The sequence below is a fragment of the Sodalis sp. (in: enterobacteria) genome (assembly GCF_051710625.1).
In the GTDB taxonomy this organism is placed as follows: Bacteria; Pseudomonadota; Gammaproteobacteria; order Enterobacterales; family Enterobacteriaceae; genus JBPESN01.
This window is the reverse complement of the sequence record NZ_JBPESN010000002.1, coordinates 83,649-107,136: the sequence shown is the minus strand read 5'-3', so window position 1 is coordinate 107,136 and position 23,488 is coordinate 83,649. Positions and strand designations below refer to the sequence as shown.

Sequence of the window (23,488 nt, the reverse complement as noted above, 5' to 3'; positions counted from 1 at the left end):
GCTACATCACGAGGTATTACAGCGCTATCCGGCCTCACTGGTGTAACGGCGGCTTAACTCCAAACGAATCTGAGCGACTGTTCTACATACAGTCTAACGCGGTGGCTAGTTTTAGTTGACCACTACATGCCGCTGTTCGTTTACGGTGAGCGGGCCGCGCCCGCCGCCGGCGAATTGTTGTTAAGCTGGCGGGTGATCGAGGAGGGCGGCAAGGCGTTTTTAGAGGTCACCATCCGCGGACCAGTGCATGCGCGGCTCAGCCAGGCGCAATTCGACCATCATCGTTTAAGCGACGAACTCTTCGGCTATGTCCTGTCCCACGCGAGCTATCGTTGGCCGCTGAAGGGAAACCTGGCTCGCGGCCAGCAGTTGGAATTCCGGCTGGACAACCGCGATCGCCTCTGGCGTAGCGGCGCACAGCAAGCGCAGTGAAGATGCGGTGCTGCCGGTCCGGCCTGTTCCCGCTATTGATCCTGCCGTCGGGCATTGGCGCCGCGGGCGCCGACACGCTGCCCCTGGACGTTCTGCCGCCGTCCTCCAGCGCGGCCGAGGCCAGCCGGCGTCAGCAATACCCCTTAGGACTTATTGTCAATCAGGCGGACAACGGATTCATCGTCCCGATCACTTTTTCGCATGGGCATTATCTGCTGCGCGCTCAGGATCTGCGCCAGGCCGGTTTGCCGGCGGAGAAGTTGACGGGCGACTGGGTCGATGTCTCGGCCATGCCGGACGTGCAGACGCACTTGGACACACAACGACAGCAGTTGCAGCTGAGGGTACCGGCGGGCTGGCTGCCGGCGCAGGCGTTTTCCCACAAGCAGCCTGCGCCGCACTATCCCGCCAGAACCAGCACCGGCACGGTGCTGAATTACGATGTCTATACCACCCGTTTTTATAACGGTGCGTTACGCACGTTCGCCTGGAACGAATGGCGCGTATTTGGCGACTTCGGATAATCAGCCATGACGGCGTCGTGCAGCGCAGCCTGAGCGGCACCAGCAGCACCCGCAACGGCTATATCCGTTACGACACCGCCTGGTCCAATGAGAATGAAGATGACGCCTTGAGCTGGACCGTGGGGGATCTGATCACCGGGTCGGTCTCCTGGAGCAGCAGCATCAGGGGCGGCGGCGTGCAGATCGCCCGGGATTTTGCCTTGCAACCGTACCTGGTCACTTACTCGCTGCCGTCATTTAGCGGGTCGGCGGTGATGCCGACCTCCCTCGATATGTTCGTTAACGGTTTTAAAACCAATAGCGAGTCGGTACAACCCGGACCCTGGTCGCTGAATAATCTGCCGTTCGTCAACGGCGCCGGCGATGCGGTAATCGTCACCACCGACGCGCTCGGGCGGCAGGTGGTGACCACACTGCCGTTTTACGTTTCCAGCATGGTGCTGGAAACGGGACTGGCGGATTTTTCCTTTTCCGCCGGTGCGCTACGCAAAGGATATGGCACGCTGAGTGCCTATTACGGTGAGGTGGTCGCCAGCGGCAGCTATCGCCGGGGCATTACCGACTGGCTTACGCTGGAAACCTAGGCGGAAGGCGCGGACAGCCTAGCGCTGGGCGGCGTGGGCACCCAACTGCGTCTCAGCGCGCTGGGGGGGTGAATCACTCCTGGAACCATAGTCTGTGGCAGGGGGAGCAGGGGGAGCAGGGGGATCAATACGGCTTCGGCTATCGCTATAACAATCGCATGTTTAGCATTGGTACGTAGCATATCCTGCGTAGCGCCCGGTTTGGCAATCTGGCGATTTACGATAACGGCGATAACGCTTTGCTTCGCGATACGCGCTAGAGTTCTCAACTGCCGCAGCGAACAATACAACGCCACGTTGTCGCTGGCCCGCTACGGCAGCCTGGACGCGGCCTATGTTGCCATTCGCGGCGCCCAGGGGGAGCGGACGCAACTGTGGAATCTGTCGTGGAGTAAATCGTTATGGGGTGACGCCAGCCTGTTTGTCTCCGGAAGCTATACGCCGTACAGGCGGGGGATGGAGCGGGGCGCTGGCTGTTATCGTGCCGTTTAGTGCGCTGTCCAATGCAAGCGTTAGGGTAGAGCGATCCCCTGGCGGCGGCATGGCGCAGCGGCTCACCCTCTCCAGCGCCATGCCGTCCGATGGCGGTATCAGTTGGGATTTCGCCTACGCCCGTCAACGGCGCGCCGCGGATTATCGGCAGGGGATGATCGGCTGGCGCAATCCGCTGATGGAAATTGATGGCGGTATTTACGGCTACGGTGAAGAAAATACCGTCTGGAACGATCTCAGCGGTGCGCTGGTGCTGATGGATGAGCAATGGTTGGCCGCAAATCAGTTAAATAATAGCGCTTCGCGCTGGTGAAAACCGGTTACCTCAACGTAGAAGTGAGTTATGAAAATCAGTCGGCGGGGGTCACCAATGCCCAAGGCTATCTGCTGGTGCCGGGCGTTAGCGCTTATTATCCGGCGAAATATGCAATCAATACGCTCGATTTACCGCTGGAAATCACCACCTCCCGGGTGGAATAGCGTCTGACCATTCGCCGACAAAGTGGTTATACCGTTAATTTTGGCGTGCAGAAGCTTCGCGCCGCCTTGGTTATTCTGCACGACGGTCAGGGCCAGTCACTGCCCGTCGCCACGCAATTGACCCGACGGGGCCAGCCGACGGAAGTTGTCGGCTGGGATGGCCAGGCCTGGCTGGATAATCTTAGCGACGAAAACCTCATCACGGCGCAAACGCCGGATGGAGGGCGCTGTCAGGCGCGGCTGCCGCTGCCGTGCGGCGTGGTGTATGCGTTGAAAACCTACGGGCCCGTGCGCTGCCCTCTGATTGAACCTGCATCAGGAGCGCCCCATGACTCGACCTGCGACTCTGGTTGCTTTTGCCATTGATGATGGGGGCGCGGCGAACGCTGCCTGCTCGCTGCCCGCCAGCAGCGCCAATCTCGGCAGCGTGACGTCGTTTGTGCTTAACAATCAGGCCAGCACCACGACCGGCGAGGTGCACGTTAACTGTGGCGCCGGCAGTATCGCCTCGATGCTCTCGTCCAACTAGATCCGTTTGCAATTGACCGGCGCCAGTCAGGTCACCGGCGGAAGCGCGGTGCTGCAAAACAGCGGCGACGGCGTGCCGGTACAGCTTTGTACCTCGGAGAATTGCGCAACCGAGCTGAGCGTGGGCGGCAGGGGCGGTTACCTACGGATCGCAGGAGTTGATCAATCTGGTGGGCATCATGAGCAATCTCAACTTTACTTTGCCGCTGTATCTGCGCACGTTGCCGGGCGTCGCGGTCAGGGCGGGCACCTATAGCGGGACATTGAACGTGCTGACGCAATATAATATCTGCACCAGCATCGGTGTCGGCGGGACGTGTTTGCCTGCCAGCATGCAGGCCGGCACGGTAGTGGTGCCGACAAGCGTTACGCTTATCGGCACCAACGATTGCATCGCCATTACCGCGCCGAACCTCAATTTCATCAGTGCGCCGCTGGTCGCCAGTTTTAACGATGTCACCAAGGCAGCAGCGTCACCTCGTCACCTGTACCAAAGGCAGCAGCTACACGGTAGGTGGGCTTTAGCAACGGCGCTCATGCGGTAGGCAATGTACGGAACATGGCCAACGGCCGCCAACGGCTGAGTTATGAAATCTACCAGGCCAATGGCAACACGCGCTGGGGTAGCAGCGGCGCAGAGCGCGTGGCCAGCGCCGCCGCCGTCAGCGTGACCGGCGATGGGTTTGACGCGGATGTTCAACTACGTGGCGAAAATCGTCAAAACGCAAACGACACCGCCGACGGGAATTTACACCGATAGCGTGGTGATCGACCTGGCTTTTTAACCAGAGCGGTGGGGCGGTAACACCCGGAAACGACGGCTTTACAGAACTTGAAAAATTTATCTTTATGGCGCTAAATCAGACAGTTGATGGCCCAGGAATCCGATGGGCCGGCGTGTATCGCCTGAGGATTGCATGCTGCGCCGGCGAACGCCTTGCCGCTCACGCCGGACATGTTCTAAGCTTAAGGGCTTTCGCTTCCGCTAGAGATTGTTATGCCCGATTTCGTTTACCTCTCCCTGTGTGCCATCCCGTTTCTCACCTCTATGTTGCTCTACCCGCTGGTCTGTAAACCCTTCGCCACTGAAATGGCCGATGATGGCAAATTCGTCATCATCAATGGCCTGCGCGACCTGGCGGCGACCACCGTGATTATTCATCACGGAATTTTAATGACCAACTTATTTATGCACTCGGATTGGCGCATCAACGCCGGCGCGGACTGGTCGCGCTCGGGGCGGTCGTCATCCTGTTGCATTGCTGCATTGGGCGCAGGCGATCACGGCGGTGCAGTACAGTATTCTGTACGCCTTCGTGGGCGGCATGCTGACCGCCACATTACACACCTGCCCGGGGGTTTTAACGCCGAGACGGCAGCGCTGCATTAGAAGGCCAGTCTGGAAACAGGGGCTCTCGGCGGTGGCGCAGGCGAGCGTCGGTCTGAGTTTTTACCTGTTTGACTTTGCCTACACGGGCCTGTCGGTATTGCTGATTGCGGTCTTTTCCCTTATCACCGCCAGCAGTAATGACCTGTTTGGTCTGCTGCGCAGCCCGTCGTTGCTCTTCGCCGGCGTCATAAGCTACAGCAGCTATTTGTTACACGGGCTAATGTTGACCATCAGTTTCCGCTGGTTATATCCCCATTGGGGGCCGGTTATCGCCTTGGCTGCGGTCTTTGTGGAGGTTTTCATCGTCAGCGCCCTGACGTTCGTCAAAATCGAGGCGCCGTTTATGCAGTTGGCACATAACCGACCCCGTGCCCGCGCAAGTCGGGACGGGAAGGCGGTAGCGCTAAGCGCCGCCGGCGGGGTCAACGGCCGTGGCACCAATAGCCCATCAGGCTAAGGGTTTCCCGCTGCAGGCCGCAGAATGCCCTGCGCCGCTTCATCCTGAGTACGCGGCGCATCGTCGGGGATCTAAAGCCGGGTCTCTAGCGCCATCAGCAACGACTGGCCATAGGGGGGCTGGTGGAGCTGCTTTTCACGCGGCAGCCGATGGATTTTGGCGAAGGTATAATGATTGAGCGCTTGGACATCGGCGCAGAGCGGCACTTCAAAAAAAGCCTGAACCTGCGGCGGCGATGCCTGCGCCGACAAGAATTCCAAAATGCCCAGCGCCGCGGGTAGCGCGGTTTCATCCGCCACCAGCAGTACCTGGCGCACCCCGTCCGGAGGCAACCATTCAAACCCGCCGCCATTGCCGTCGAAGGCGGCATTGGGCGCGATAAGTTGCAAGCGATCGCCGATGCAGGCGTGGTTGACCCAGCGCGAAGCCGGACCGTTATCACCGTGCCGAACAAAGTCAATATCCAGCTCGCCCTGGGCGGGACGCACATTGCGTAGGGTGGGGTGTAGGTGCGCCGCTGCGGGCGACGTTCGGCAAGCCAGGCGGGATACCATTCGCCGTTATTTACCAGACAGGGCGGTTCGCCACCGGCCAGCGGCAGCACCACCTTGATGCGTTGATCGGGCGCATGGCGGGCCATGTTTGCGACGTCTTCGCCGTAAAAAACACAACGTTGCAGTGACGGGGTGATCGCAACACTTTCTTTTAGCGTCACGTCAAAAATCTTATAGCTGGATGGCCCTGATGACACCTGTCGCTCCTTTCATTCGCCTGGCGTGTACTCCTGCAGATTGCGCGCAACTGTATCATCTCTTAAAGTTAATAGGAATAATTCGCGATTTCATTCAACACTCACGCCCGGCGCAGCGGCGGCCGGTGTTCGCACGGTGCGACAGAGGAAAATGCACGAGCTTGGCCAGGCCAGACGCTAAGTGTATTTTTGCTTACTTTAGCGAAAAATTTAATTTCACACCCCTAAACACCCGCACTATGATACCAGTGAATCACTGTCGCCGCGGCCCGAAGCCGGGGCCGGCGGCAGGGAAATCGCGGCCACGCCGCTGCTGTGATCCGGGCCCGGCGGCGCTGGCAAAGACGCCGGATATAACATGTATGCCCGCGCTCAGGCGCGCGACAGGACACCGTGGTAAGTAAAAAACAACATGGCAATTATCCCACTCGACACCGCAAAAAACACGCCGGTCAGCCACGTCGCGCCAAACCCGGACGCTTCGTGCACGCTCTAGCGCCCTGGGCGCTGCCGGTCTTCCTGATCCTTATCTGGCAGGGGGCGGCTCAGGCCGGCTGATTATCCAGCCAGATCTTGCCGGCACCGGTAGATATCGCCAAAACCTTCTGGCGTTTGACCTCCAGTGGTGAGCTGGCGGCCAACCTGGCCATCAGCAGCTCCCGCGCTTTTACCGGTTTTGCCATCGGCGGCGGTATCGGGTTGGCGCTAGGTTTCATTACCGGTCTGTCGCGCACCGGCGAGCAGCTTTTGGATACCTCGGTACAAATGCTGCGCAATGTACCCCATCTGGCGCTGATCCCGCTGGTGATCCTGTGGTTCGGAATCGATGAAACCGCCAAAATATTTCTGGTGGCTCTCGGTACGTTGTTCCCTCTGTACCTGAATACCTACCACGGCATACACAATATCGACCGCGGCCTGCTGGAGATGGCGCGCAGTTATGGGTTGTCCGGCTTCTCTTTGTTCCGTCAGGTCATTTTGCCCGGCGCGCTGCCGTCGATCATGGTCGGGATGCGGTTCTCCCTGGGGCTGATGTGTCTGACGCTTATCGTCGTGGAAACCATCTCCGCCAGTTCGGGTATTAACTATCTGCCCATGAACGCCCGGGAGTTTTTGCAAACTGATGTGGTGGTGGCGATTATCCTCTATGCCCTGCTGGGCATAGTTGGCCGATGTTTGCACCTTGTTGTTGGAGCGCGTATGGCTGCGTTGGCACCCGGCCCTATCAGGAGAAGGAGACAAAGCAATGATCTCTGCGGCAAACATGACCGGCGGTACGCTACTACAAATCAATCAGTTGGAAAAGCATTACGGCCAGCGCCAGGTGCTTAGGCAGATCGACCTCGCCATTTCCGACGGCCAATTTGTGGCGGTCGTGGGCCGCAGCCGCTGCGGCAAGAGTACGCTGCTGCGCCTGCTGGCCGGATTGGAACAGCCGGATGGTGGCACGCTGCGGGCCGGTAATGCCAACCTCGACGTTCTGCGGGACTCGACCCGTCTGATGTTCCAGGATGCGCGCCCGCTGCTGCCCTGGAAAACGGTGCGCGATAACGTGGGATTGTGGGGCTTAAGGGCGACTGGCGCCGGGAGGCTGATAAGGCGCTGGCGGCGGTCGGGCTAAATCGCCGCGGTTCCGAGTGGCCGGCGGCGCTCGCTGTCCGGCGGTCAAAAGCAGCGGGTGGCGTTAGCACGGGCGTTGATTCACAGGCCGTCGCTACTGCTGCTGGATGAGCCCTTAGGTGCGTTGGATGCGCTCACGCGCATCGAGATGCAGGCGTTAATCAAATCGCTATGGCGTCAGCACAATTTTACCGTCTTGCTGGTGACCCACGATGTCAGCGAGGCGGTAGCGTTGGCGGATCGCGTGGTGTTGATTGAAGAGGGGCGCATTGCGCTGGATTTCATGGTGGACGTCCCGCGTCCGCGGCGGCGCGGTAATGCCCGGTTGGCGGAGCTGGAGGCGGAAGTCCTCGGGCCGATATTGCACCCCGCCGGCCAGCCGCCCGTCGTGCGGTACGCCCAGGGCGTGTAGAGGCCCTGCCGCCCCAGGCGGCGGCCGGTAGCGGTTATTTGGCGTTGACCGGTAGCGTGACGGGACGGTGCCGGCTCAGATGCCAGGCCACCAGACTGGCCGCCAGCGACAGCGCCACCAGCGGCGCCAGCACGTAGGTAAAACTGCCGGTCGCGGTGCGAATCGTGCCAATAAGCCAGGTGCCGGCAAAGACCCCCAGATTATTTAAAGCGTTAATTTGGCTTATCGCCACGGCCGCGCTATGGGCCGGTAACTGCTCGGTGGCCATGGCCCAAAACGGCCCTTTGATCATTGAGGCGGCGATGATCGCCACGCACAACACCGCTATGGTCGGACCAAGGGTGGTCACCCACATCGTGCCCGCCAGACGGCGGCGCCCAACAGCAGCGCCAGGCAGGTATGCCAGGTCCGTTCACGATGCTTATCCGAATGGGCGTTCCACCAATACATCGCAACACTTGCGATGGCGAACGGGATAGCGTTAAGCAAGCCCGATTTGCATGGTGGACATATGAAAGCTCTTAATCATTTGCGGCTGCCGCAGCGACAGGCCGTTGGCCACCGCGGTTCCCCCCATATACACCAGCGTCAACAGCAACACGTGCTTATTGAACAGCTGACGCCATAGCGGCACCTGAGGTACATCTGCCACCGCCAGCGCGCCGGGCTTAGTCAGTTCCCGGGTCAGCCAGTCGCGTTGCGCCGCCGTCAGCTAGCGGGCGGATTGCATATCGCGCTGCAAAATCAGCAGTGCCAGCAGGCCGAGCGCCACCGCCGGCAACCCTTCGATAATAAACAGCCAGTGCCAGCCGCGCAGGTGCAGAATGCCATTGGTTAACAGCAGGGCGGCGGAGACGGGCGAGCCGAGTACACTGCTCAGCGGCAGCGCCGTCATCAGGACAGCGACCATCCGTCCGCGCACGGTCTTGGGAAACCACAGGGTAAAAAAGTAAATAACGCCGGGAAGGAACTCCGCTTCAGCGATCCCCAGTAAAAAACGCAGAATGTAGAACGACCAGGGCCCCTGCACCAGCGCCATCCCGCTGGAAATCACGCCCCAGGCTACCATCACCAGCGATAACCAGCGACGGGCGCCCCCTTAACCATCATCACGTTGCAGGGCACGGCGAGAAAGCAGTAGGCAACAAAAAAGAGTCCGGCGCCGAGACCGAAGGCCGCCGCGGACAGACCGACATCGTCGTTCATTTGCATGCAGGGCGGGCAAAGCCCACATTTACGCGATCCAGCGACGCCAGAAAATGACCCAGGGTCAATAAGGGCATTAGCCGCAGCGCGGCTTTTCGCAGGGTAGCAGTTTCAAGTTCGTTCACATTTTCCATCGTCATTGTTTCCATCATCGGGGCGGCTTGCGCCGGGAATGTCCATCAGCCAACGCCTCCTCACCACGCCACCCTGCGCGGGTTCGATGGCGACAATGGCCTTGACCCTGTCCGGGGGGCCGGCGGGCTGCGGCGCGCAGCACGAATACGGCGCCCTGGGAATGGGCGATGATGATCTGGGGACCTATCCGGTCCAGCAGCCGGCAATAGGCGGCGAGGATCAGATCATTTGTCGTGGCCCAGCGCGGCACCACTTGGCACATAGAGAGTGCTCGAAAGCGGCGAGCAGGAATTAGCAATGGGGATCGGCGGCGGCCTGGAGGGCATCGGGCGTCACGCCCTGTACGCGGGAACCGATGCGAAACTGGTAGAAGATGTCCTCGGCGGTGCGCAAAATCGCCGACGAGGCGAAATGCGGATCGCGCGGCTCCCAACCGGCCCGGCCGCGCTCGACGGCGTCGACGTTATACACTGCCCAGCCGTGGCGCAGAAAATAATGCAGCCAGCCTTCGCGGCCGTCCGGAGTGGTTTCTCACATCGCGTCGGTGAGTGATCTGCCCTGCCAAAAGCTTAACGGCAGGCTGCGTTCCGCCGCGGCCGGCAGGAAATACTGCAGCCAGGCCTGGCCCACGTTTGTGGTACCGTTAGGGTCGATACTGACCGGTACGCCGCCGGGCGCCAGCACACAGTCGCTGACATCGGCGCCCGCGACGGTGTGCGGCGGTGCGCCAAGATAAAACGATTTCATTTCCCGCAGGGTATAGGCGGCCGATAACGTCATCTTGTCTGTCATATCATCCATTGAGAGTGTGCCAGCCCGCGGCAATGGCGCGGCGGGCGGTAAGTAGGTGGGGAAGGTATGACGTTGTCACGTCTTCCGGCAGGCGGTCGGTCGGGCCACCGAGCGTCAATGAGGCAAAGACCTCTCCCCCGGCGTTAAACGGCGGGACGCTCAGACCGGTTACGTTTTCCAGGCGTTCGCCGCGCGACAGCCACCACCCCTCGCGTCGAATAAAGTCCAGGGCGCCACGCCGCCGCGGTTGGGCGGCGGACGGCGTGGACTGTTCAACCAAGCGCGCACGCTGCGCCTGCGCCAAGAAAGCCAGCATGATTTTACTGCGCGAACCGAGCGACAGCGGGGTGCTGCGTTCACCGCTGCGGATGGCAATAATCACGGCGCGGGCGCTCTGTGCCACCTGCACGCGCAGCGCCTGTTCATTATCCAGTACAGTAAACTAGGCGATTTCGCCGCTGACACGTCCGCCAACGCACGGAGTTCGCGGGCGATAATATCGTCCAGGCGCCGCCGTGAGCGGAAAATCTGGCCGTATTCCCAAAACCGTGCCCCCGGCTCGTAACGCTTGCTATGCGGACATTGTTGCAAAAAACCGCCGTCGCGGAAGGTTGTTAGCGCCCGCTGCACCACGGAAGGAGACAGCCCGCTGTACTGACTCAGTTCGCGTACTCCCCAGACCGGCCGCTCAAGACTGAACGCGTCGAGTATACGTAACGCATTGCGCAATGATTTCATGTGTTTCCCCACTGTCCCGCCATAAGGAACGCTGTTTCTATTTTACTGTCCATGTGACGTTTGTAACTGTTGTGTTGCGTGAAAGTCATTATAATGTAATTATTTGCATTCAAATTTATGATGTTTGCCGCATTGCGCCGGGACGGTAAAGCGAGCGGCGGTACGGGACATCCGCCGCGACGCAAAAGGGAATGTGACGCAGGCGATGAAGCATCGGATAAGGTTGAAGGAGAGCCAGAAAAGAGGTTAAGGGAAATTCGCCGCGCAGGAGAGCGAGTTCGCGGCGGTGATTTAGGGCGTTGGCTGCGGCACGCTTGCGGTGCGGCGAAACATCTTTCCCGCCGCTACAGGTGCGTCGGCGCGCCGCCGGTCTTGAGCAACGCGACGCCCCGGGCGCTTATCCCGCAGGCCGCTAGTCGCCGGTTGGCCGTAGCGCCGTCAGCGCTGACGAGCGCTATGGCCGACGGCGGTCTACTCACCGCACCAGCACGATCTTGCCGCGGGTGGCGCCCTGTTCCAGCAGCGTATGCGCCCGGCGCAGGTTATCCAGATTGACACCGTCAAAGCGGCGGGTCAGGGTGGTGCGTATCACGCCCTGATCCACCAGCTCGGCTACCCGTCGCAGCAGAGTATGTTGCCGTTCCTGCGTCGCAGTATATGATACAGGGAACGGGTAAACATCAGGTCCCAGTGCACGCTAAGGAATTTGCTTTTGGACGGGACAATATCAAATTGCTGCGGATCGTCAATCAGGGCCAGCTGCCCCTCCGGCGCCAGCGCCTCGATAATCTGCGGAATATAGCTTGCGGTGTGATTCAGACCAATGACATTGCTGACATGGGTGATGCCCTGTTGCGTAAGCTGCGGTGCTTAGGGTTGGCTATAATCAATGACCGCATGCCCTCCTTGATCCCGTACCCAAGCGGCGCATTTCGGCCCGTGAGGCGGTGGCAACCAGGGTAAGCCCCGTGAGAGCGCGGGCCAGTTGCAGCAAGATAGAGCCGGCGCCGCCGGCGGCGCCGATTACGATCCCGGCCGCATCCCAAGCCGGGAACGCGCGTCACGCCTTGTGGCGGCGTACTGCCGTCGCGAACTTTCACATCCACCGAATTAACGGCAATCGCTTTCACCTCCACCAGCAGGTCATGGTCGCCCAGTGTGGGTTTGGGCAGGTCCAGCTCAACCAGCGCGTCAGGGGCGGTTATCGGCAGCGGTTAATAAAAATCAAAGGAGTGCATAAGGCATTTCTCCTAAGACGGGGGTTCATCCGCCGCGTCTAAGGGGCGGCATTAACGATAACTCAACCTAGACTGCCCGATAGCAATAGGAAAAAACAGGGGTATATTGCCAAAGACTTTCCCAAAAATGACGAAAATCATGTGTCTTGATGATCTGCGCGTTTTTGTGCAAACCGCCGCTGCCGGCAGTTTCTCACTGGCCGCGCGCCAGCTGGATATCACCCCGGCCTACGCCAGCGGTGCCGTGATGCGTCTTGAGCGGGCGATCGGGACGCGGTTGTTTGTGCGTAACGCCCGGCACCTACGGCTATCGGAAGCGGGCGAGCGCTATTTGCCGCACGCGCGTGCGGCGCTGGATGCCATGGCCCAGGGCCAGCAGGCGCTGGCCCTAAGACAGGATGAGATTGCAGGGCCGCTGCGCCTTTCGGCCCCGTCAGATTTTAGCCGCCGGATGTTGCTGCTCTGGCTAGATGAATTTCAGCAACGCTATCCGCGGGTGAGCGTGTAGTTGAGCATTAGCGATCGGGCCGCGGAGCTGGTGTGTGAGCCGCTGGATGCGGCCATCCGCTACGGCGCGCTGATGGATTCTTCGCTGCTGGCTCTGCCGCTGGTGGCGGACCTGCGGCGTCTCAGGCGCTCAGTCAACATAATTTAATTGCCCGCGCTATTTTTGGGGCGATATTACTTACGAACGCTGGCAGTTTCATTTACCACACGGGATTCAGACCGTGGTCGTCAAGGGCGATCGCACCAGCGACGATGCCGATCTGGTCCGGCGCTGGGCGGTGGCGGGGCAGGGCATAGTCTATAAATCCCGCCTTGACCTGCTGGCGGACATCCGCGCCGGGCGGCTGCGCGAAATCTTTCCTGCCGCCTGCGAGCCTGCACCTCTGCAGCTGGTGTGCGCGCATCGCTCGCTGTTGACGCCGACGGTACAACACTTACTGGTTTTTCTGCGTTAGCGGTCGGCGGCGCTGCTGGCCGACTGACGGCAAGGACGGGGCTATCAGCGGAACGGCGGCTCGTTAAAGGTGCGCAACTTGCGTGAATGCAGTTTGTCACCCTCTTCGCGCAGCTGGCCGATGGCGCAAATGCCTATCTGCAAATGCTCAGAAATGGCGCCTTCGTAAAACCGATTAGCCTGTCCGGGTAATTTGATTTCCCCGTGCAGCGGCTTATCGGAAACGCACAACAGCGTGCCGTAGGGCACGCGGAAACGATAACCCTGTGCCGCAATTGTGGCGCTTTCCATATCTACCGCCACCGCGCGGCTGAGATTGAAACGCAGTGCTGAGGCGGAGTAGCGCAGTTCCCAATTGCGATCGTCGGTGGTGACCACGGTGCCGGTACGCAGCCGTAGCTTCACCTCTTCGCCGGCCATGCCGCTGACCGTTTTGGTGGCGTCAAACAACGCACGCTGGACTTCGGCAATACTAGGAATCGGGATATCCGGCGGCAACACGGCATCCAGCACATGATCATCGCGCAGGTAGGCGTGCGCCAGCACGTAGTCGCCGATGGTCTGACTTTCGCGCAGCCCGCCGCAATGCCCGATCATCAGCCAGGCATGCGGGCGCAGTACCGCGAGATGATCGCAAATCGTTTTGGCGTTGGAGGGGCCGACGCCAATATTGACCATCGTAATGCCCTGACCGTGGCGGTCGATCAGATGATAAGCGGGCATTTGATGGTTTTTCCAGGCCAGATCCGACACTTCATCTTCCACCGGCCCGGCGTCGCCGGTTAACAGATTGCCGCCGGCGCACGACAGGGCGACATACGGGCTGTCCGGGTCGTCTATCTGCTGGCGGGCCCAGCGGACAAATTCGTCCACATAGCGGGTGTAATTGGTGAACAGGACGTAGGGCTGAAAATGTTCTGCCGGCGTGCCAGTATAATGCCGCAGCCGCACCAGCGAAAAATCGGTGCGCAGCGCATCGAAGTGGGATAGCGGGAAACGGTTGCCGGTTTGAAACAGTCCATCGGCGGTTTCATCGCCAATTTTCGCCAATTCGGTGGTCGGAAAATACTGCGCGATGCCGGCGCTCATAGAACGGTCGAGGGCCAGATTGGCGCCGTCGATGACATAGGGGAAAGGAATTTCCTGTCGTGACGCTGTCACTTCTATCGTGGCGTCATATTCGCCTTCCAGCATCGCCAATTGCTCAGCCAGATAGGCGCGGAACAGCTGAGGCCGTGTGATGGTGGTGAGATAACTGCCGGGGCGGGTAAAGCGGCCGTAGGCGCGGGTTTTGGCCTGCGCGTGCGCCACGCCGTCCCAATGCACGCGCAGTTGGGGGTAGACGAATAGGCCACGGGCGCGCGCTTCCCGGTCAGGCAGCGTACCGTCCTCGATAAAGCGCTGGATGGCGGTGCGCAGGGCGCTGACCGCCTCCAGGTGCAGCCGTTCCAGTTTGTCCAGCGCCTGGTTGGCGGTGAGATGAATTCCGGGAGTGACAGACATCACGCCTCCTAGGGCAGCAAAAAAAAGAGGCGGGTACCGTAAGCCGTGCCGGACCTCGGGTTATGCATGCGGTGCCCGCATGCGCCGCAAAAGCGGCATCTTGCGATGGATTATTCCTGCAAATACCGCTCCGTCAGCCGCGACCAATATGCGGCGCCGACCACCAGATTCTCATCGTTAAAATCATAGGCGGCCTGGTGCAGCATTGCACTGTCGCCGTTGCCGATACGCAGAAAACAGCCGGGACATTGTTGCAGGAAATAGGCAAAATCTTCGCTACCGGCAATGGCAGGTAACGGCGTGATGACCTGGGCGTCTCCCAGCAGGTCACGCGCCACCTGACAGGCGAATTTGGTTTGCTCAGGCTGGTTAATCAGCACCGGGTATCCCGGGATGTACTCGATTTCCGCGAGTGCGCCGAATCCCGCCACATGCTGTTCCACCAGGCTGAGAATGCGCGCTTCGAGCGCGCGACGCACATCGGCGTCGAACGTACGTACGCTGAGCGCTAGCCGGGCGCTATGCGGGATGACGTTCGGCGCCTGGCCTGCGTTGAATGCGCCGATGGTGACCACCGCGGCGGCAAAGGGATCGGTATTGCGCGCCACCAGCGTTTGCAGCGCCATGACCAGACTGCTGGCCGCCACAATCGGATCCACCGCCATCTGCGGGCGTGCCGCATGACCCCCTTTCCCGTGTACGGTGATGTACGCCGTATCGCAGGCGGCCATAAAAGGACCGTCGCGGAACATCAGAGTGCCGCTGGGATAACCGGGATGATTGTGCATGCCGAAGACCGCATCGCAGGGAAAACGCGCGAACAGGCCGTCCTCAATCATGCGCTCGGCGCCGCTGTTGAAACCGATTTCCTCGGCGGGTTGGAAGATAAGATTCAAGGTGCCCGAGAAGTTGCGCGTTTGCGCCAGATGGCAAGCGGCTCCCAACAGCATCGCGGTATGACCATCGTGGCCGCAGGCGTGCATTTTGCCCGGCGTCTGACTGGCGTAGGGCACGCCGCTGGTTTCTTCAATCGGCAGTGCATCCATGTCGGCGCGTAGACCGATCGCGCGTTGACCGCTGCCCACGCGCAGCGTGCCCACCACGCTGTGGCCGCCGATGCCGGTGGTCACCTGATAACCCCAGACATGAAGTTTTTCCGCCACCAGCGCCGCAGTGGCTTGCTCTTCATTGGACAGCTCCGGATGTTGGTGCAAATGACGGCGCAGCGTGGTCATGGTTTCATGCAGCGGGGCCAGCTCGGCGACTTCAGTTAATTTCAACTTGTTATTCATTACGATAGGTGTTTGGCAGGCGATAAGGTGTTCTGAGTTTACCATTTTCCTTCGGGGGAACACATCACTAAGTGCAGGCAAGCGCGTGACTTTCCCGCCACCGGCGCCATGCCCACTCCGATACGCCCCCGCCAGCGTTCGCTGCGGCGCTGCACCTGAGCCGGTCCGGGAGAAAGGGGGCCGACCCTTTGCCAGCCCGGGCGCTTGCCTGCCTTTGAAGGGTTATCGGGCAACGCCCGGGCGATAACGCCTTCGTCGCGATGAAGGGGTATCAGGTAACACCCTCGTCGCGATCAAGGATTATCGGGCAACGCATAGGCGATGACGTAATCACCACGATCCGGCGACTGACGCGCACCGCCGGCGGAAATGACGATATATTGCCTGCCGGTCGTCGGCGACACATAGGTTATCGGGCCGGCCTGGCTGCCCACCGGCAAACGGGCGCGCCACACCACCTTGCCGGTCGTGGTATCAAACGCGCGCAGATAATAATCCTGCGTACCGGCAAAGAACAGCAGGCCGGACTGGGTGACCAGGTTGGGGCCTAGCGTCGGCAATCCCACCGCCATCGGCAGGTGCATTTTGATACCGAGCAACGACAGAAAACGCTCACGCACCGCGCCATAGGGCGTGCCCGCCTGCGGCACCAGCCCCATTTCGATCACGCTAGTCCCCTGGGGTACCTTGTCGCGTTCGACCAGGGCGTTCGCCAGCCCCAGGCGCATATCGTTGACGAAGGTGAGCGCATTATGCGGATCCAGCGCGACTCTGCCCCAGTTCATGCCGCCCAGCGAGCCGGGGAACTGCAACGCGCGATCGCGTCCTGGCGGGGTGTACACGCCCTGATGGCGCATGCCTCTAAAGGCGATGTGGTACAGCAGCTGGTCGAGGGGCGTGGCGCCCCACATGTCCGCTTCAGTCAAGGTCTGGTTACCAGTATTCGCCATGCCGACGGAAAAGGGTTGCGTGGGGGCGTAACGCTCGTCCGGCGTGTTGCCCACCGGGCACGGCGCGCTCTTCCACCTTCGCCACCCGATCGCCCACCTCCAGCGGAGCGGAGGTTTGCTGGTAATAGCCGGGTTTAATTTCGCCCATGCCGATGGTCAGATCCACGATGCTGTCGTTGCCAAAGTCGGCGCAGGGCCGGCCGGTTTCGGCATCCAGCGCGATAAGACGTGCGTCATTAGTCGGCAGAAACAAACGGCGCGCGCAGACCGCTGACGCTGCGCCGGGCGTTGGCGGCCCGCCGTAGCCGCGGGCGTCGGGGCCACGACGGGGCATTGCGGCGGTGGCTGTAGCGTCGGGTGCCGCCTGCGCAGCCGCCGCGTCGTTGGCGTAATAACCAAGACCACGGCTGCGCTGCCAATTGGGCGCGCTGGCCAACGGATCGAAACGCCAACGCGTTTTACCGCTGTCAGCCGCCAGGACCAGTACCTTACCGTAGGCGGTGCAGACATACAGCGTATCACCCACCTGCAGCGGGGTGTTCTGGTCTTCCGCGCCGGCGCCATTGCTAAGGGGGGATGTCGCCGGGTATGCGCTACCCACGCCACGTGCAGGTGTTTCACGTTGGCTTTGGTAATCTGGTCCAGCGCGGCGAAACGATCGCCGGCGCTGGTGTTGCCCCAATGCAGGCAATTTTTCTGCTCGGCGCTCGGTGGCACGGAGTAGACCGGTACCGCCTGCCGCAGGCTGACTATCGGTGTCGGTACCAGGGTACCCCAGACTGGCAGTTAGGCAGAGCGCCAGCAGCGCCCCCAGACCATAACAGGCGCGATGGGAACCGGTGTCGCCCTGGCGGGCTTTGAGTGGCGGGTAAGCCAGTGTTACCGGCAGAGCCAATACGCCGAACATATAAAGCCGCGAGAACAGCGGCCAAAAACTTAGACCCGCCTCCCAGACGGCCCAGCACAGCGTCAGCAGGAACGCCAGCGCATAGACCCAGGCACCCGCCGGCTGCAAACCGATTAGGAGATCCGCGGCCACCGTCAGCATCAGCCCCATAAACAGAAAAAATACCGACTGCCACCCTGCGTGGCTAGATAGCCTCCCGCCGCCGTCAGGGTGAGACCGATTAACGCTATCAGTCTTCCCAGAGGCCGCACGAAATAGACGGCGCCCGGCCGTTTGCCCGTTATCTTTGTCATAGACTGTTCCTGCTTATCAATGTCGATGCCCGCCAGAAAAGCGGGGCCAACGGCAGGGAAAAGGATCGTTAACGCAATACCGCCGTCAACGGTGCGCCCAGTTCAGGTGTCGCAAAGATAAACAGTCACAGGCGCCGGGGAAGGCGTTCCGGACGTGCCCCGTGGTTCAGACCAATGGCGGGGCACGCCCGATGGGTATTATTGGAATGTATAAGCGAGCGCGAAACGCCGCCGCCCCAGTTTCTGCCCGCCCCCGGTTCAAAATAGCGGCCATTGCTTTCATTGACGATGACTGACCCCGCATAGCGGCGGTCAAACAGGTTATCCACCCGGCCGTACACGTTCATCAGCCAGTTGCCCAATACGTAACGGTAACCGGTATCCAGCGTGGTGACGGTATAGGCTTTTGCTGCTGGCTATTTTCATCATCGACTTCAATATCGCTCATGTAACGCATACCAGCCTTCGGGAGGGGACCAGGCCAGCGAGGCGTAACCCATGTTGCGGGCGATGCCGGGCAGGCGATTACCGGCGACGATTACATGGCCCTCGCTGCAGTCGCTGCTGCTGCAGGCGCGGGTGCGGTAGGTCGCATCCAGCAACGTCCACGTTAGACGCAGTTGGATATCGTCGGCAAACTGCTGATCCAGCGAGAGTTCCAGACCACGCCGGCGGGTTTTGCCGGCATTGGTATAGCTGGTGCGGCCGTTGCTGCTATCCGCGACCACAATTTCATTCTCGGTGTCGGTCTGGAATAACGCGACGGCTGCCAGCCCACTGCCGATGCGCGCTTTACTGCCGACCTCTATGGTATTGCTGGTGGAGGGTTTTAGCGCGTAGTTCAGGCCCGGCTGGCCGTCGGGCCGGTAGGAGAGTTCGTTTATGGTGTGGGGGTTTCAAACCCCCCGGCCGGCGGACAGATACGCATTCTAGCCATCGGTGACGGCGTAACTTAATGATCCTACCGGCAGCCAGCGATGATAGCGGGCGTTACCGCTATCATCGCCGTTGGCGGCGGTAATGTTAGCAATCGTCGGAGTCGAACTGGACGTGGCTGAAACGCACCCCGGCATTCAGCGTCAGCCGCGAGGTCAGCGACCAGGCGCTCTGCAAATAGGGGTCGAGATTCCACATCAGGTTACGTTCATTGCGCCGCAGATTGCCCTGGGTACCGAGCTCGGTGACGCCATTGTTCAGGGTATAGTTTTCATAGCCTTTTCGCTGCTCGGTCATCGTTTCCGTAATCCAGGCCGCCGGTCAGCGTGAGCGGCACGGCGCCGAGCGCCCCGCGGTGCGTCCAGCGGGTTGGCCTGAGTTGCGGCCGGTATCGCCTGATATTGGGTGGTGTCGCGTTCGCCGGCATACATCATTACGCTCAGGTCGTCATCATCGCTCATCTGCCGCTGATAATGCAGGCCGGCCTGCGTCTGGGTCAGGGTTTTGCGGGTATTGAACTGTTCGGCGCGGGTGGCCTGACGGGGATTGTCATGCCACTGATCCTCGGTCAAACCGCCGGGATCGTTGGCGGTAATATACACGGCGTTAAACAAGAGGGTCAGGGTGCTGACATCGTCAATACGTACCCCGAGCTGGGCGTTGCAAGGTTTTTGCGCGCATCGCTGAGATCGCGATAGCCGTGGGTGATAAAGCGGGTGGTCGAGACAGCGTAGTTGACATCGCCGGCCTGTGAGCCATCGCCGACGGCACCGGTGGCCTTCACGCCATAGCGCCAACTGCCGTAGCTGTCGGTATACAGGCCCGCTTCTATTTTGTCCGGCTGGCTGCCGGTGACGGTCTCCACGTTAACGACGCCGCTAAGATCGATATTCGACGTCTGGCCCTGGCCATCCGGCATGGTCACCGGAATGCCGTCGACGTAGATACGCACGCCGCGCACGCCATACATCGAGCGGGCACCAAACCCGCGCACCGACAGTTGCAGGTCCTGGGCATAATTTTGCCGGTTCTGAATTTTCAGGCCCGGTACGCTGCACATACTTTTCGATAAATTGACTTGCAGCTTGGCCTGGCGGAAATCCTCGCCCGTAAGCACGCTAAGGGCGGCGTGCGTGGTCAGCTCGGCTAAGCCAGTCCGCGGGGTGGCGGTGACGATCAGCGTCTGCGAGGGTGCGTCGTGGGTCTTTCCCGGCGGTGTCGTCGCCGGCGTCGCGGCGGCCCCGGTAAGGTTAAGGAAAAGCAGACCAACGTAGAAGATGACCAGAAACGGGGTGAGGCGTTTATTACTTGGTTTGTCATTATGATTCGGCCGGCAGGCCAGGTACCTGTTAAATCCATTTTAACGAATAGTAATACGCCCACCACATTATTGAAAAGCATAAATGACATTAACCTTCTTCTGGGGCGGCTATTAACCACCGATCAGGGGCGGCGCGCTGACGTTTTTCCGGCCGCTCGGGAGGGCCTGATGTTGTCCGACAATGCGCCCGCCGTCGTTATTGCAGGCGGCGCGGGCGGCGATGCGGAGCCCGACCGGTAGCTTATTCTTTGCCGCCCGCCTCGCCATAGTCTTTACACTTCGACATCTGACCGATGCCGGGATTAAAACCATTACACGGATCGAGCTGTTGATAGAAGCGCCGCAGCGGCGGCGGCGCGGGGTAAAGATGACCGACGTTGTGCTCGACGGGATACTGTGCGCCACGTGCGTCCAGCCGTTGCTATAGACGGTGCTCCAGTGCCAGGCAATCCTGGCCTTTTTTGATGATGTAATCCTGATGAAAAACATGCCATAGGAAATGACCATAATATAGTTTATGCACCATCTGCTGGTCCAGCGCCGGCGGTAAATGCTCAAACCAGTCTTCATCATTGCGCCGCAAAGCGATGTCCAATGCGACGATATCTTCCACCGCGCGGGAGTGGAAGGCGCGGTAGCGGACCGCCGAGCCAGCCGCGGCAAAGCGATGAAGAAACGCTTTTTTGCCTTTCTCCTCGGTGCAGGCGAAGAACGCGCCCTCATGCCCGGCGAAATAGTTGCTGAGGAAAGCCTGCGCCTCCGCCACTCCCTCCGCGCTGACTTTGAGCAACAAATGATGTTCATAACGGTCCCGATACGCCTGCATGCGCGCCGGCAGGGGGGATTAGGCAGCAGGCGGCTGAAGAACTGCAACAGACGATTACCGCAATGCGGCGGTAAAAGAGGCAGCCGTTCCGCCAGTAAATCGAAGCGGTTTTTCAGCGCAAACAACGCCGGCAGGCGCGCCGTACCCAACCAGTGGATCAGCAAAAAGGTATCTTTGCCGTAGCGAGCGGCAATATCATAAGCGTCGCGGTGCAGATACTCGCCGGAGAGGGGCAGATGGGTAAACCGGCTTAAGATATGGCGCCGGATAGCGGTCAGTACCGAGGTCTGGTTGGTGCCGATATAAAACACCCGCGCACCGCGGGCCATGGGAAAGGTATCCAGCCGTACGGCAAAGACCATCACTTTGCCGGTAGACCCCGAAGCCTCAAACAGCCTGCCGGGATCGGCATTGAAACGGGCGGGGGTAGGCTCATCAATCTGGCGGACATGGTCGGCATAACCTTTGTCGGAGCCGTCGTCGGTATCATAGCGAATGTCCTGCTCGCCGTAATCGTCCCGATCCAGGCGGGCCAGCAGAGTTTCTTCGTCCCCCGCCAGGGCGACGCCCAAGTGATTTATCAGCGCCAGCTTGCCCTCGGCATCGACGCGGGCAAACACGGATAATTGCGTATAGGCCAGCCAGCGGTGCACCAAGGTGCCGCCGGAATTACTGGAGCCTATAACCGAATGCGGCTCGCGGCCCAGCGGGGCAAGCTGGCGCTCCAACTGGTCGAGTGTCGCGCCAGGCAGGCAAATCACCTGCTTGCCGTCGTTGGTAAGCCTGATTTTGTTCATCCGGGTAGTGCTGAGGATGACAATATCGCGATCATAAGCATCGCCATCCGGGGTCGAACCGCCGGTCAGGGCGGTATTGGCGGCCTTGGGGGATAACGATCGCGCCGGCATCGACGCAGGCGCGCAGTACGCGTCATTGTTCCACCAGTGAGCCGGCTCTGACCAGCGCCAGCGCTTTGCTGCTGCCGAAACGAAAGCCGGTACGGTAGCGTCGCGTTTCCCACTCGCCGGTAAGAACGTGGCCAGCGCCGACCAGGGCAATCAACCGGCGGATAGGGCCGGCGCGCGCGGTTGCCGTCAGGGGGGTGTCCGATGCGGTTTCTTCTTTGGCTGACTCTGACATCGTTCGCTCCTTGGTTTAACGGCGCGCCGGGGGGCGGTCAGGCCGCGGTCAGCCGTGGTTACGCGCGTCGGCGCCGTTTGGCCGCTTGTGCGTCTTGCGCCGCTGCCATTGGCAGCCGGCGGCCAGGGCCATAAACCAGAGTGGGGTCACCAACAGCGCATCGCGAGTATCATTTTGCAACGCCAGTAGCACCAGCACAAACAGGAAAAACCCCAGACAGGTCCCAGCTTATCCCCCTACCAAGCGGCATTTTGAAGGGGGAATGCCGGTGACGCGTTGGATGTTTGCGGCGATAGACCAGATAAGAACGCAGAATAATCGACCACACAAACATAAACAGGATGGCGGCGACGGTAGTGACCAGCGTAAACACGGTCATGACGTTGGGAATAAGGTAGATTAACGCCACACCCACCAGGCAGACACAGACATGAAAACAGCAGGCCGTTCAATGGCACCGCGCGCCGCGAGAGCAGGGCAAATCGCCGGGTGGGCCACGCCTTGCTCCGCCAGCCCGAACAGAATCCGGTTGGTAGAAAAAATACCGCTATTGGCGGAAGACGCCGCCGAGGTCAGCACCACGAAATTGACGATGCCGGCCGCCGCCGGCAATCCGGTCAGGGTGAACATGGCGACAAACGGGCTGCGGTCCGCCGACACTACATTCCAGGGTGTCACGACCATAATCGCCAGCAGCGCCAGTACATAAAACATAATTACCCACAGCGGAATGGCGTTGATGGCCCCGGGCAGTACCTGCTCTGGATCCGCGGTTTCGGCGGCCGCGGTGCTGACCAGTTCGATACCAACAAAGGCGAAAATGGCAATTTGAAAGCCGGCGAAGAAACCGCTCATGCCATGGGGAAACAACCCACCGCACCGCCAGATATTGTCAAGCCCCGCATGATCGGTGGCAGAACTGGGACAGTGCATCGCCGCAAGCGCCGCGCCAGCGATAATGAGCGCCACAATGGCGACAATTTTGATAATAGCGAACCGAAATTCCATTTCGCCAAACGTTTTCACCGTGGCAATGTTTAAGGTGACAAAAACCGTCACACAGAGCATGGCGCTCATCCAGATGAAAAACCCGGGAAACCAGAATTGAAAATAAACGCTGATGGCGACCATATCGGCGATACCGGTGACGACCCAGCAAAACCAATAGGTCCAGCCGGTAAAATACCCGGCCCAGGGCCCAAGCAGCTCGGTGGCAAAATTGCTGAAGGATTTGTAACTGAGGTCGGAAAGCAGCAGCTCTCCCATTGCACGCATGACGAAGAACAGCATAAAGCCGATGATCATATAGACAAAGGCGATTGACGGCCCCGCCAGACTGAGCGTTTTTCCCGAGTCCATAAACAGGCCGGTACCGATGGTGCCGCCAATTGCCATGAGCTGAATATATCGGTTGGTGAGCGTGCGCCGCAGCTTTTCGGGCGGCCGGGCGGGGAGGGGTGCATGTTTTGTTTCAACAGCCATCGTGACTAGTTCCTGTCGGTGATGTTGTGTCGGCGTTAAAACTGAATTCCTGTGTACGTGCGGCCCGCGGGAGCGCGCGCAGACCGCGCCGGCGGCCG

General features: G+C 60.3%; 28 protein-coding genes and 9 pseudogenes. 18 read left to right on the top strand and 19 right to left on the bottom strand.

The window, feature by feature from the left end:
* The first annotated feature begins 126 nt into the window (after positions 1 to 126).
* From ACTBDU_RS01590 to ACTBDU_RS01535, 12 genes are all read left to right on the top strand, one after another.
* A complete protein-coding gene (locus ACTBDU_RS01590; protein ID WP_438805308.1) occupies positions 127 to 432 on the top strand; it encodes a hypothetical protein in 306 nt (101 codons plus the stop codon).
* Between the two features lie 2 nt (positions 433 to 434).
* Entirely contained in the window at positions 435 to 956 is a 522-nt protein-coding gene (locus ACTBDU_RS01585; protein ID WP_438805307.1) for a hypothetical protein, read from the top strand.
* Entirely contained in the window at positions 929 to 1,540 is a 612-nt protein-coding gene (locus ACTBDU_RS01580; protein ID WP_438805306.1) for a fimbria/pilus outer membrane usher protein, read from the top strand. Before ACTBDU_RS01585 ends, ACTBDU_RS01580 begins: the two co-directional genes overlap by 28 nt.
* A 201-nt stretch (positions 1,541 to 1,741) precedes the next feature.
* Entirely contained in the window at positions 1,742 to 2,032 is a 291-nt protein-coding gene (locus ACTBDU_RS01575; protein ID WP_438805305.1) for a hypothetical protein, read from the top strand.
* Positions 2,022 to 2,345, top strand: coding sequence for a hypothetical protein (locus ACTBDU_RS01570; RefSeq protein WP_438805304.1), 324 nt, complete (start codon positions 2,022 to 2,024; stop codon positions 2,343 to 2,345). The genes ACTBDU_RS01575 and ACTBDU_RS01570 overlap by 11 nt, the downstream gene beginning before the upstream one ends.
* A complete protein-coding gene (locus tag ACTBDU_RS01565; RefSeq protein WP_438805303.1) occupies positions 2,342 to 2,512 on the top strand; it encodes a hypothetical protein in 171 nt (56 codons plus the stop codon). The genes ACTBDU_RS01570 and ACTBDU_RS01565 overlap by 4 nt, the downstream gene beginning before the upstream one ends.
* A gap of 45 nt (positions 2,513 to 2,557) precedes the next feature.
* Positions 2,558 to 2,878 carry a FimD/PapC C-terminal domain-containing protein gene (locus tag ACTBDU_RS01560; RefSeq protein WP_438805302.1) on the top strand — a complete coding sequence of 107 codons (321 nt, stop codon included), beginning with the start codon at positions 2,558 to 2,560 and terminating at the stop codon, positions 2,876 to 2,878.
* On the top strand, positions 2,841 to 3,041 hold the full coding sequence (locus ACTBDU_RS01555) for a hypothetical protein (RefSeq protein WP_438805301.1): 201 nt from the start codon (positions 2,841 to 2,843) through the stop codon (positions 3,039 to 3,041). The genes ACTBDU_RS01560 and ACTBDU_RS01555 overlap by 38 nt, the downstream gene beginning before the upstream one ends.
* Before the next feature lie 157 nt (positions 3,042 to 3,198).
* Entirely contained in the window at positions 3,199 to 3,585 is a 387-nt protein-coding gene (locus tag ACTBDU_RS01550; RefSeq protein ID WP_438805300.1) for a hypothetical protein, read from the top strand.
* 14 nt (positions 3,586 to 3,599) lie between these two features.
* Positions 3,600 to 3,800 carry a hypothetical protein gene (locus ACTBDU_RS01545; protein ID WP_438805299.1) on the top strand — a complete coding sequence of 67 codons (201 nt, stop codon included), beginning with the start codon at positions 3,600 to 3,602 and terminating at the stop codon, positions 3,798 to 3,800.
* Positions 3,801 to 4,037: 237 nt separating this feature from the next.
* Positions 4,038 to 4,430 (top strand): hypothetical protein, encoded by a 393-nt coding sequence (locus ACTBDU_RS01540; RefSeq protein WP_438805298.1) that lies wholly within the window; start codon positions 4,038 to 4,040, stop codon positions 4,428 to 4,430.
* A 31-nt stretch (positions 4,431 to 4,461) separates the two neighbouring features.
* Positions 4,462 to 4,887 carry a hypothetical protein gene (locus ACTBDU_RS01535; protein ID WP_438805297.1) on the top strand — a complete coding sequence of 142 codons (426 nt, stop codon included), beginning with the start codon at positions 4,462 to 4,464 and terminating at the stop codon, positions 4,885 to 4,887.
* A gap of 71 nt (positions 4,888 to 4,958) precedes the next feature.
* On the opposite strand, the gene ACTBDU_RS01530 is transcribed toward ACTBDU_RS01535, so the two are convergent.
* Both ACTBDU_RS01530 and ACTBDU_RS01525 read right to left on the bottom strand, forming a co-directional pair.
* Positions 4,959 to 5,375 (bottom strand): siderophore-interacting protein, encoded by a 417-nt coding sequence (locus ACTBDU_RS01530; RefSeq protein ID WP_438805296.1) that lies wholly within the window; start codon positions 5,373 to 5,375, stop codon positions 4,959 to 4,961.
* A 29-nt stretch (positions 5,376 to 5,404) separates the two neighbouring features.
* Positions 5,405 to 5,602: pseudogene (locus tag ACTBDU_RS01525) on the bottom strand (siderophore-interacting protein); the annotation flags it as partial.
* A 519-nt stretch (positions 5,603 to 6,121) separates the two neighbouring features.
* Here ACTBDU_RS01525 and ssuC point away from each other — a divergent pair.
* The 3 genes and pseudogenes from ssuC to ACTBDU_RS01510 form a co-directional block, all read left to right on the top strand.
* Positions 6,122 to 6,860, top strand: a pseudogene (gene ssuC, locus ACTBDU_RS01520) (aliphatic sulfonate ABC transporter permease SsuC); the annotation flags it as partial.
* Between the two features lie 24 nt (positions 6,861 to 6,884).
* Positions 6,885 to 7,316: pseudogene (locus tag ACTBDU_RS01515) on the top strand (ATP-binding cassette domain-containing protein); the annotation flags it as partial.
* On the top strand, positions 7,317 to 7,670 hold the full coding sequence (locus ACTBDU_RS01510; RefSeq protein ID WP_438805315.1) for a hypothetical protein: 354 nt from the start codon (positions 7,317 to 7,319) through the stop codon (positions 7,668 to 7,670).
* 34 nt (positions 7,671 to 7,704) lie between these two features.
* On the opposite strand, the gene ACTBDU_RS01505 is transcribed toward ACTBDU_RS01510, so the two are convergent.
* The 10 genes and pseudogenes from ACTBDU_RS01505 to ACTBDU_RS01460 form a co-directional block, all read right to left on the bottom strand.
* Positions 7,705 to 8,025 carry a hypothetical protein gene (locus ACTBDU_RS01505; protein WP_438805295.1) on the bottom strand — a complete coding sequence of 107 codons (321 nt, stop codon included), beginning with the start codon at positions 8,023 to 8,025 and terminating at the stop codon, positions 7,705 to 7,707.
* A 126-nt stretch (positions 8,026 to 8,151) separates the two neighbouring features.
* The gene (locus ACTBDU_RS01500) at positions 8,152 to 8,322 is read right to left on the bottom strand and encodes a hypothetical protein (RefSeq protein ID WP_438805294.1); all 171 of its coding nucleotides are present in this window, start codon (positions 8,320 to 8,322) and stop codon (positions 8,152 to 8,154) included.
* Between the two features lie 60 nt (positions 8,323 to 8,382).
* Positions 8,383 to 8,739, bottom strand: a complete 357-nt coding sequence (locus ACTBDU_RS01495) for an MFS transporter (RefSeq protein ID WP_438805314.1) — start codon at positions 8,737 to 8,739, stop codon at positions 8,383 to 8,385.
* Entirely contained in the window at positions 8,739 to 8,876 is a 138-nt protein-coding gene (locus tag ACTBDU_RS01490; protein ID WP_438805293.1) for a hypothetical protein, read from the bottom strand. The genes ACTBDU_RS01495 and ACTBDU_RS01490 overlap by 1 nt, the downstream gene beginning before the upstream one ends.
* Complete coding sequence (locus tag ACTBDU_RS01485) at positions 8,873 to 9,016, bottom strand: hypothetical protein (RefSeq protein ID WP_438805292.1); 144 nt, start codon at positions 9,014 to 9,016, stop codon at positions 8,873 to 8,875. Before ACTBDU_RS01485 ends, ACTBDU_RS01490 begins: the two co-directional genes overlap by 4 nt.
* Positions 9,017 to 9,302: 286 nt before the next feature.
* Positions 9,303 to 9,482, bottom strand: a complete 180-nt coding sequence (locus ACTBDU_RS01480; RefSeq protein WP_438805291.1) for a hypothetical protein — start codon at positions 9,480 to 9,482, stop codon at positions 9,303 to 9,305.
* A 60-nt stretch (positions 9,483 to 9,542) separates the two neighbouring features.
* On the bottom strand, positions 9,543 to 9,812 hold the full coding sequence (locus ACTBDU_RS01475) for a hypothetical protein (RefSeq protein ID WP_438805290.1): 270 nt from the start codon (positions 9,810 to 9,812) through the stop codon (positions 9,543 to 9,545).
* Positions 9,805 to 10,236: an IclR family transcriptional regulator domain-containing protein gene (locus tag ACTBDU_RS01470; RefSeq protein ID WP_438805313.1), complete on the bottom strand. Its 432-nt coding sequence runs from the start codon at positions 10,234 to 10,236 to the stop codon at positions 9,805 to 9,807. Before ACTBDU_RS01470 ends, ACTBDU_RS01475 begins: the two co-directional genes overlap by 8 nt.
* Positions 10,182 to 10,541 carry a helix-turn-helix domain-containing protein gene (locus tag ACTBDU_RS01465; RefSeq protein WP_438805289.1) on the bottom strand — a complete coding sequence of 120 codons (360 nt, stop codon included), beginning with the start codon at positions 10,539 to 10,541 and terminating at the stop codon, positions 10,182 to 10,184. The genes ACTBDU_RS01470 and ACTBDU_RS01465 overlap by 55 nt, the downstream gene beginning before the upstream one ends.
* Before the next feature lie 475 nt (positions 10,542 to 11,016).
* A pseudogene (locus ACTBDU_RS01460) lies at positions 11,017 to 11,752 on the bottom strand (zinc-binding dehydrogenase).
* A 166-nt stretch (positions 11,753 to 11,918) separates the two neighbouring features.
* On the opposite strand from ACTBDU_RS01460, the gene ACTBDU_RS01455 reads away from it, so the two are divergent.
* The 3 genes from ACTBDU_RS01455 to ACTBDU_RS01445 all read left to right on the top strand — a co-directional run bounded on the left by ACTBDU_RS01455 (position 11,919) and on the right by ACTBDU_RS01445 (position 12,741).
* A complete protein-coding gene (locus ACTBDU_RS01455) occupies positions 11,919 to 12,287 on the top strand; it encodes a LysR family transcriptional regulator (RefSeq protein WP_438805288.1) in 369 nt (122 codons plus the stop codon).
* Positions 12,288 to 12,434, top strand: coding sequence for a hypothetical protein (locus ACTBDU_RS01450; protein WP_438805287.1), 147 nt, complete (start codon positions 12,288 to 12,290; stop codon positions 12,432 to 12,434).
* A 73-nt stretch (positions 12,435 to 12,507) separates the two neighbouring features.
* Positions 12,508 to 12,741 (top strand): LysR substrate-binding domain-containing protein, encoded by a 234-nt coding sequence (locus tag ACTBDU_RS01445; RefSeq protein WP_438805286.1) that lies wholly within the window; start codon positions 12,508 to 12,510, stop codon positions 12,739 to 12,741.
* Between the two features lie 44 nt (positions 12,742 to 12,785).
* On the opposite strand, the gene ACTBDU_RS01440 is transcribed toward ACTBDU_RS01445, so the two are convergent.
* The 7 genes and pseudogenes from ACTBDU_RS01440 to cycA form a co-directional block, all read right to left on the bottom strand.
* Entirely contained in the window at positions 12,786 to 14,243 is a 1,458-nt protein-coding gene (locus ACTBDU_RS01440) for an AMP nucleosidase (RefSeq protein WP_438805285.1), read from the bottom strand.
* Between the two features lie 110 nt (positions 14,244 to 14,353).
* Positions 14,354 to 15,535, bottom strand: coding sequence for a M20 aminoacylase family protein (locus tag ACTBDU_RS01435; RefSeq protein ID WP_438805284.1), 1,182 nt, complete (start codon positions 15,533 to 15,535; stop codon positions 14,354 to 14,356).
* A gap of 293 nt (positions 15,536 to 15,828) precedes the next feature.
* Positions 15,829 to 17,059 (bottom strand): annotated as a pseudogene (locus ACTBDU_RS01430) (hypothetical protein); the annotation flags it as partial.
* A gap of 50 nt (positions 17,060 to 17,109) precedes the next feature.
* Positions 17,110 to 17,202, bottom strand: a pseudogene (locus tag ACTBDU_RS01425) (hypothetical protein); the annotation flags it as partial.
* 704 nt (positions 17,203 to 17,906) lie between these two features.
* Positions 17,907 to 19,885: pseudogene (locus ACTBDU_RS01420) on the bottom strand (TonB-dependent receptor domain-containing protein); the annotation flags it as partial.
* 298 nt (positions 19,886 to 20,183) lie between these two features.
* Positions 20,184 to 21,908: pseudogene (gene dld, locus ACTBDU_RS01415) on the bottom strand (D-lactate dehydrogenase).
* Positions 21,909 to 21,956: 48 nt separating this feature from the next.
* A pseudogene (gene cycA, locus ACTBDU_RS01410) lies at positions 21,957 to 23,390 on the bottom strand (D-serine/D-alanine/glycine transporter).
* Between the last annotated feature and the right edge of the window lie 98 nt (positions 23,391 to 23,488).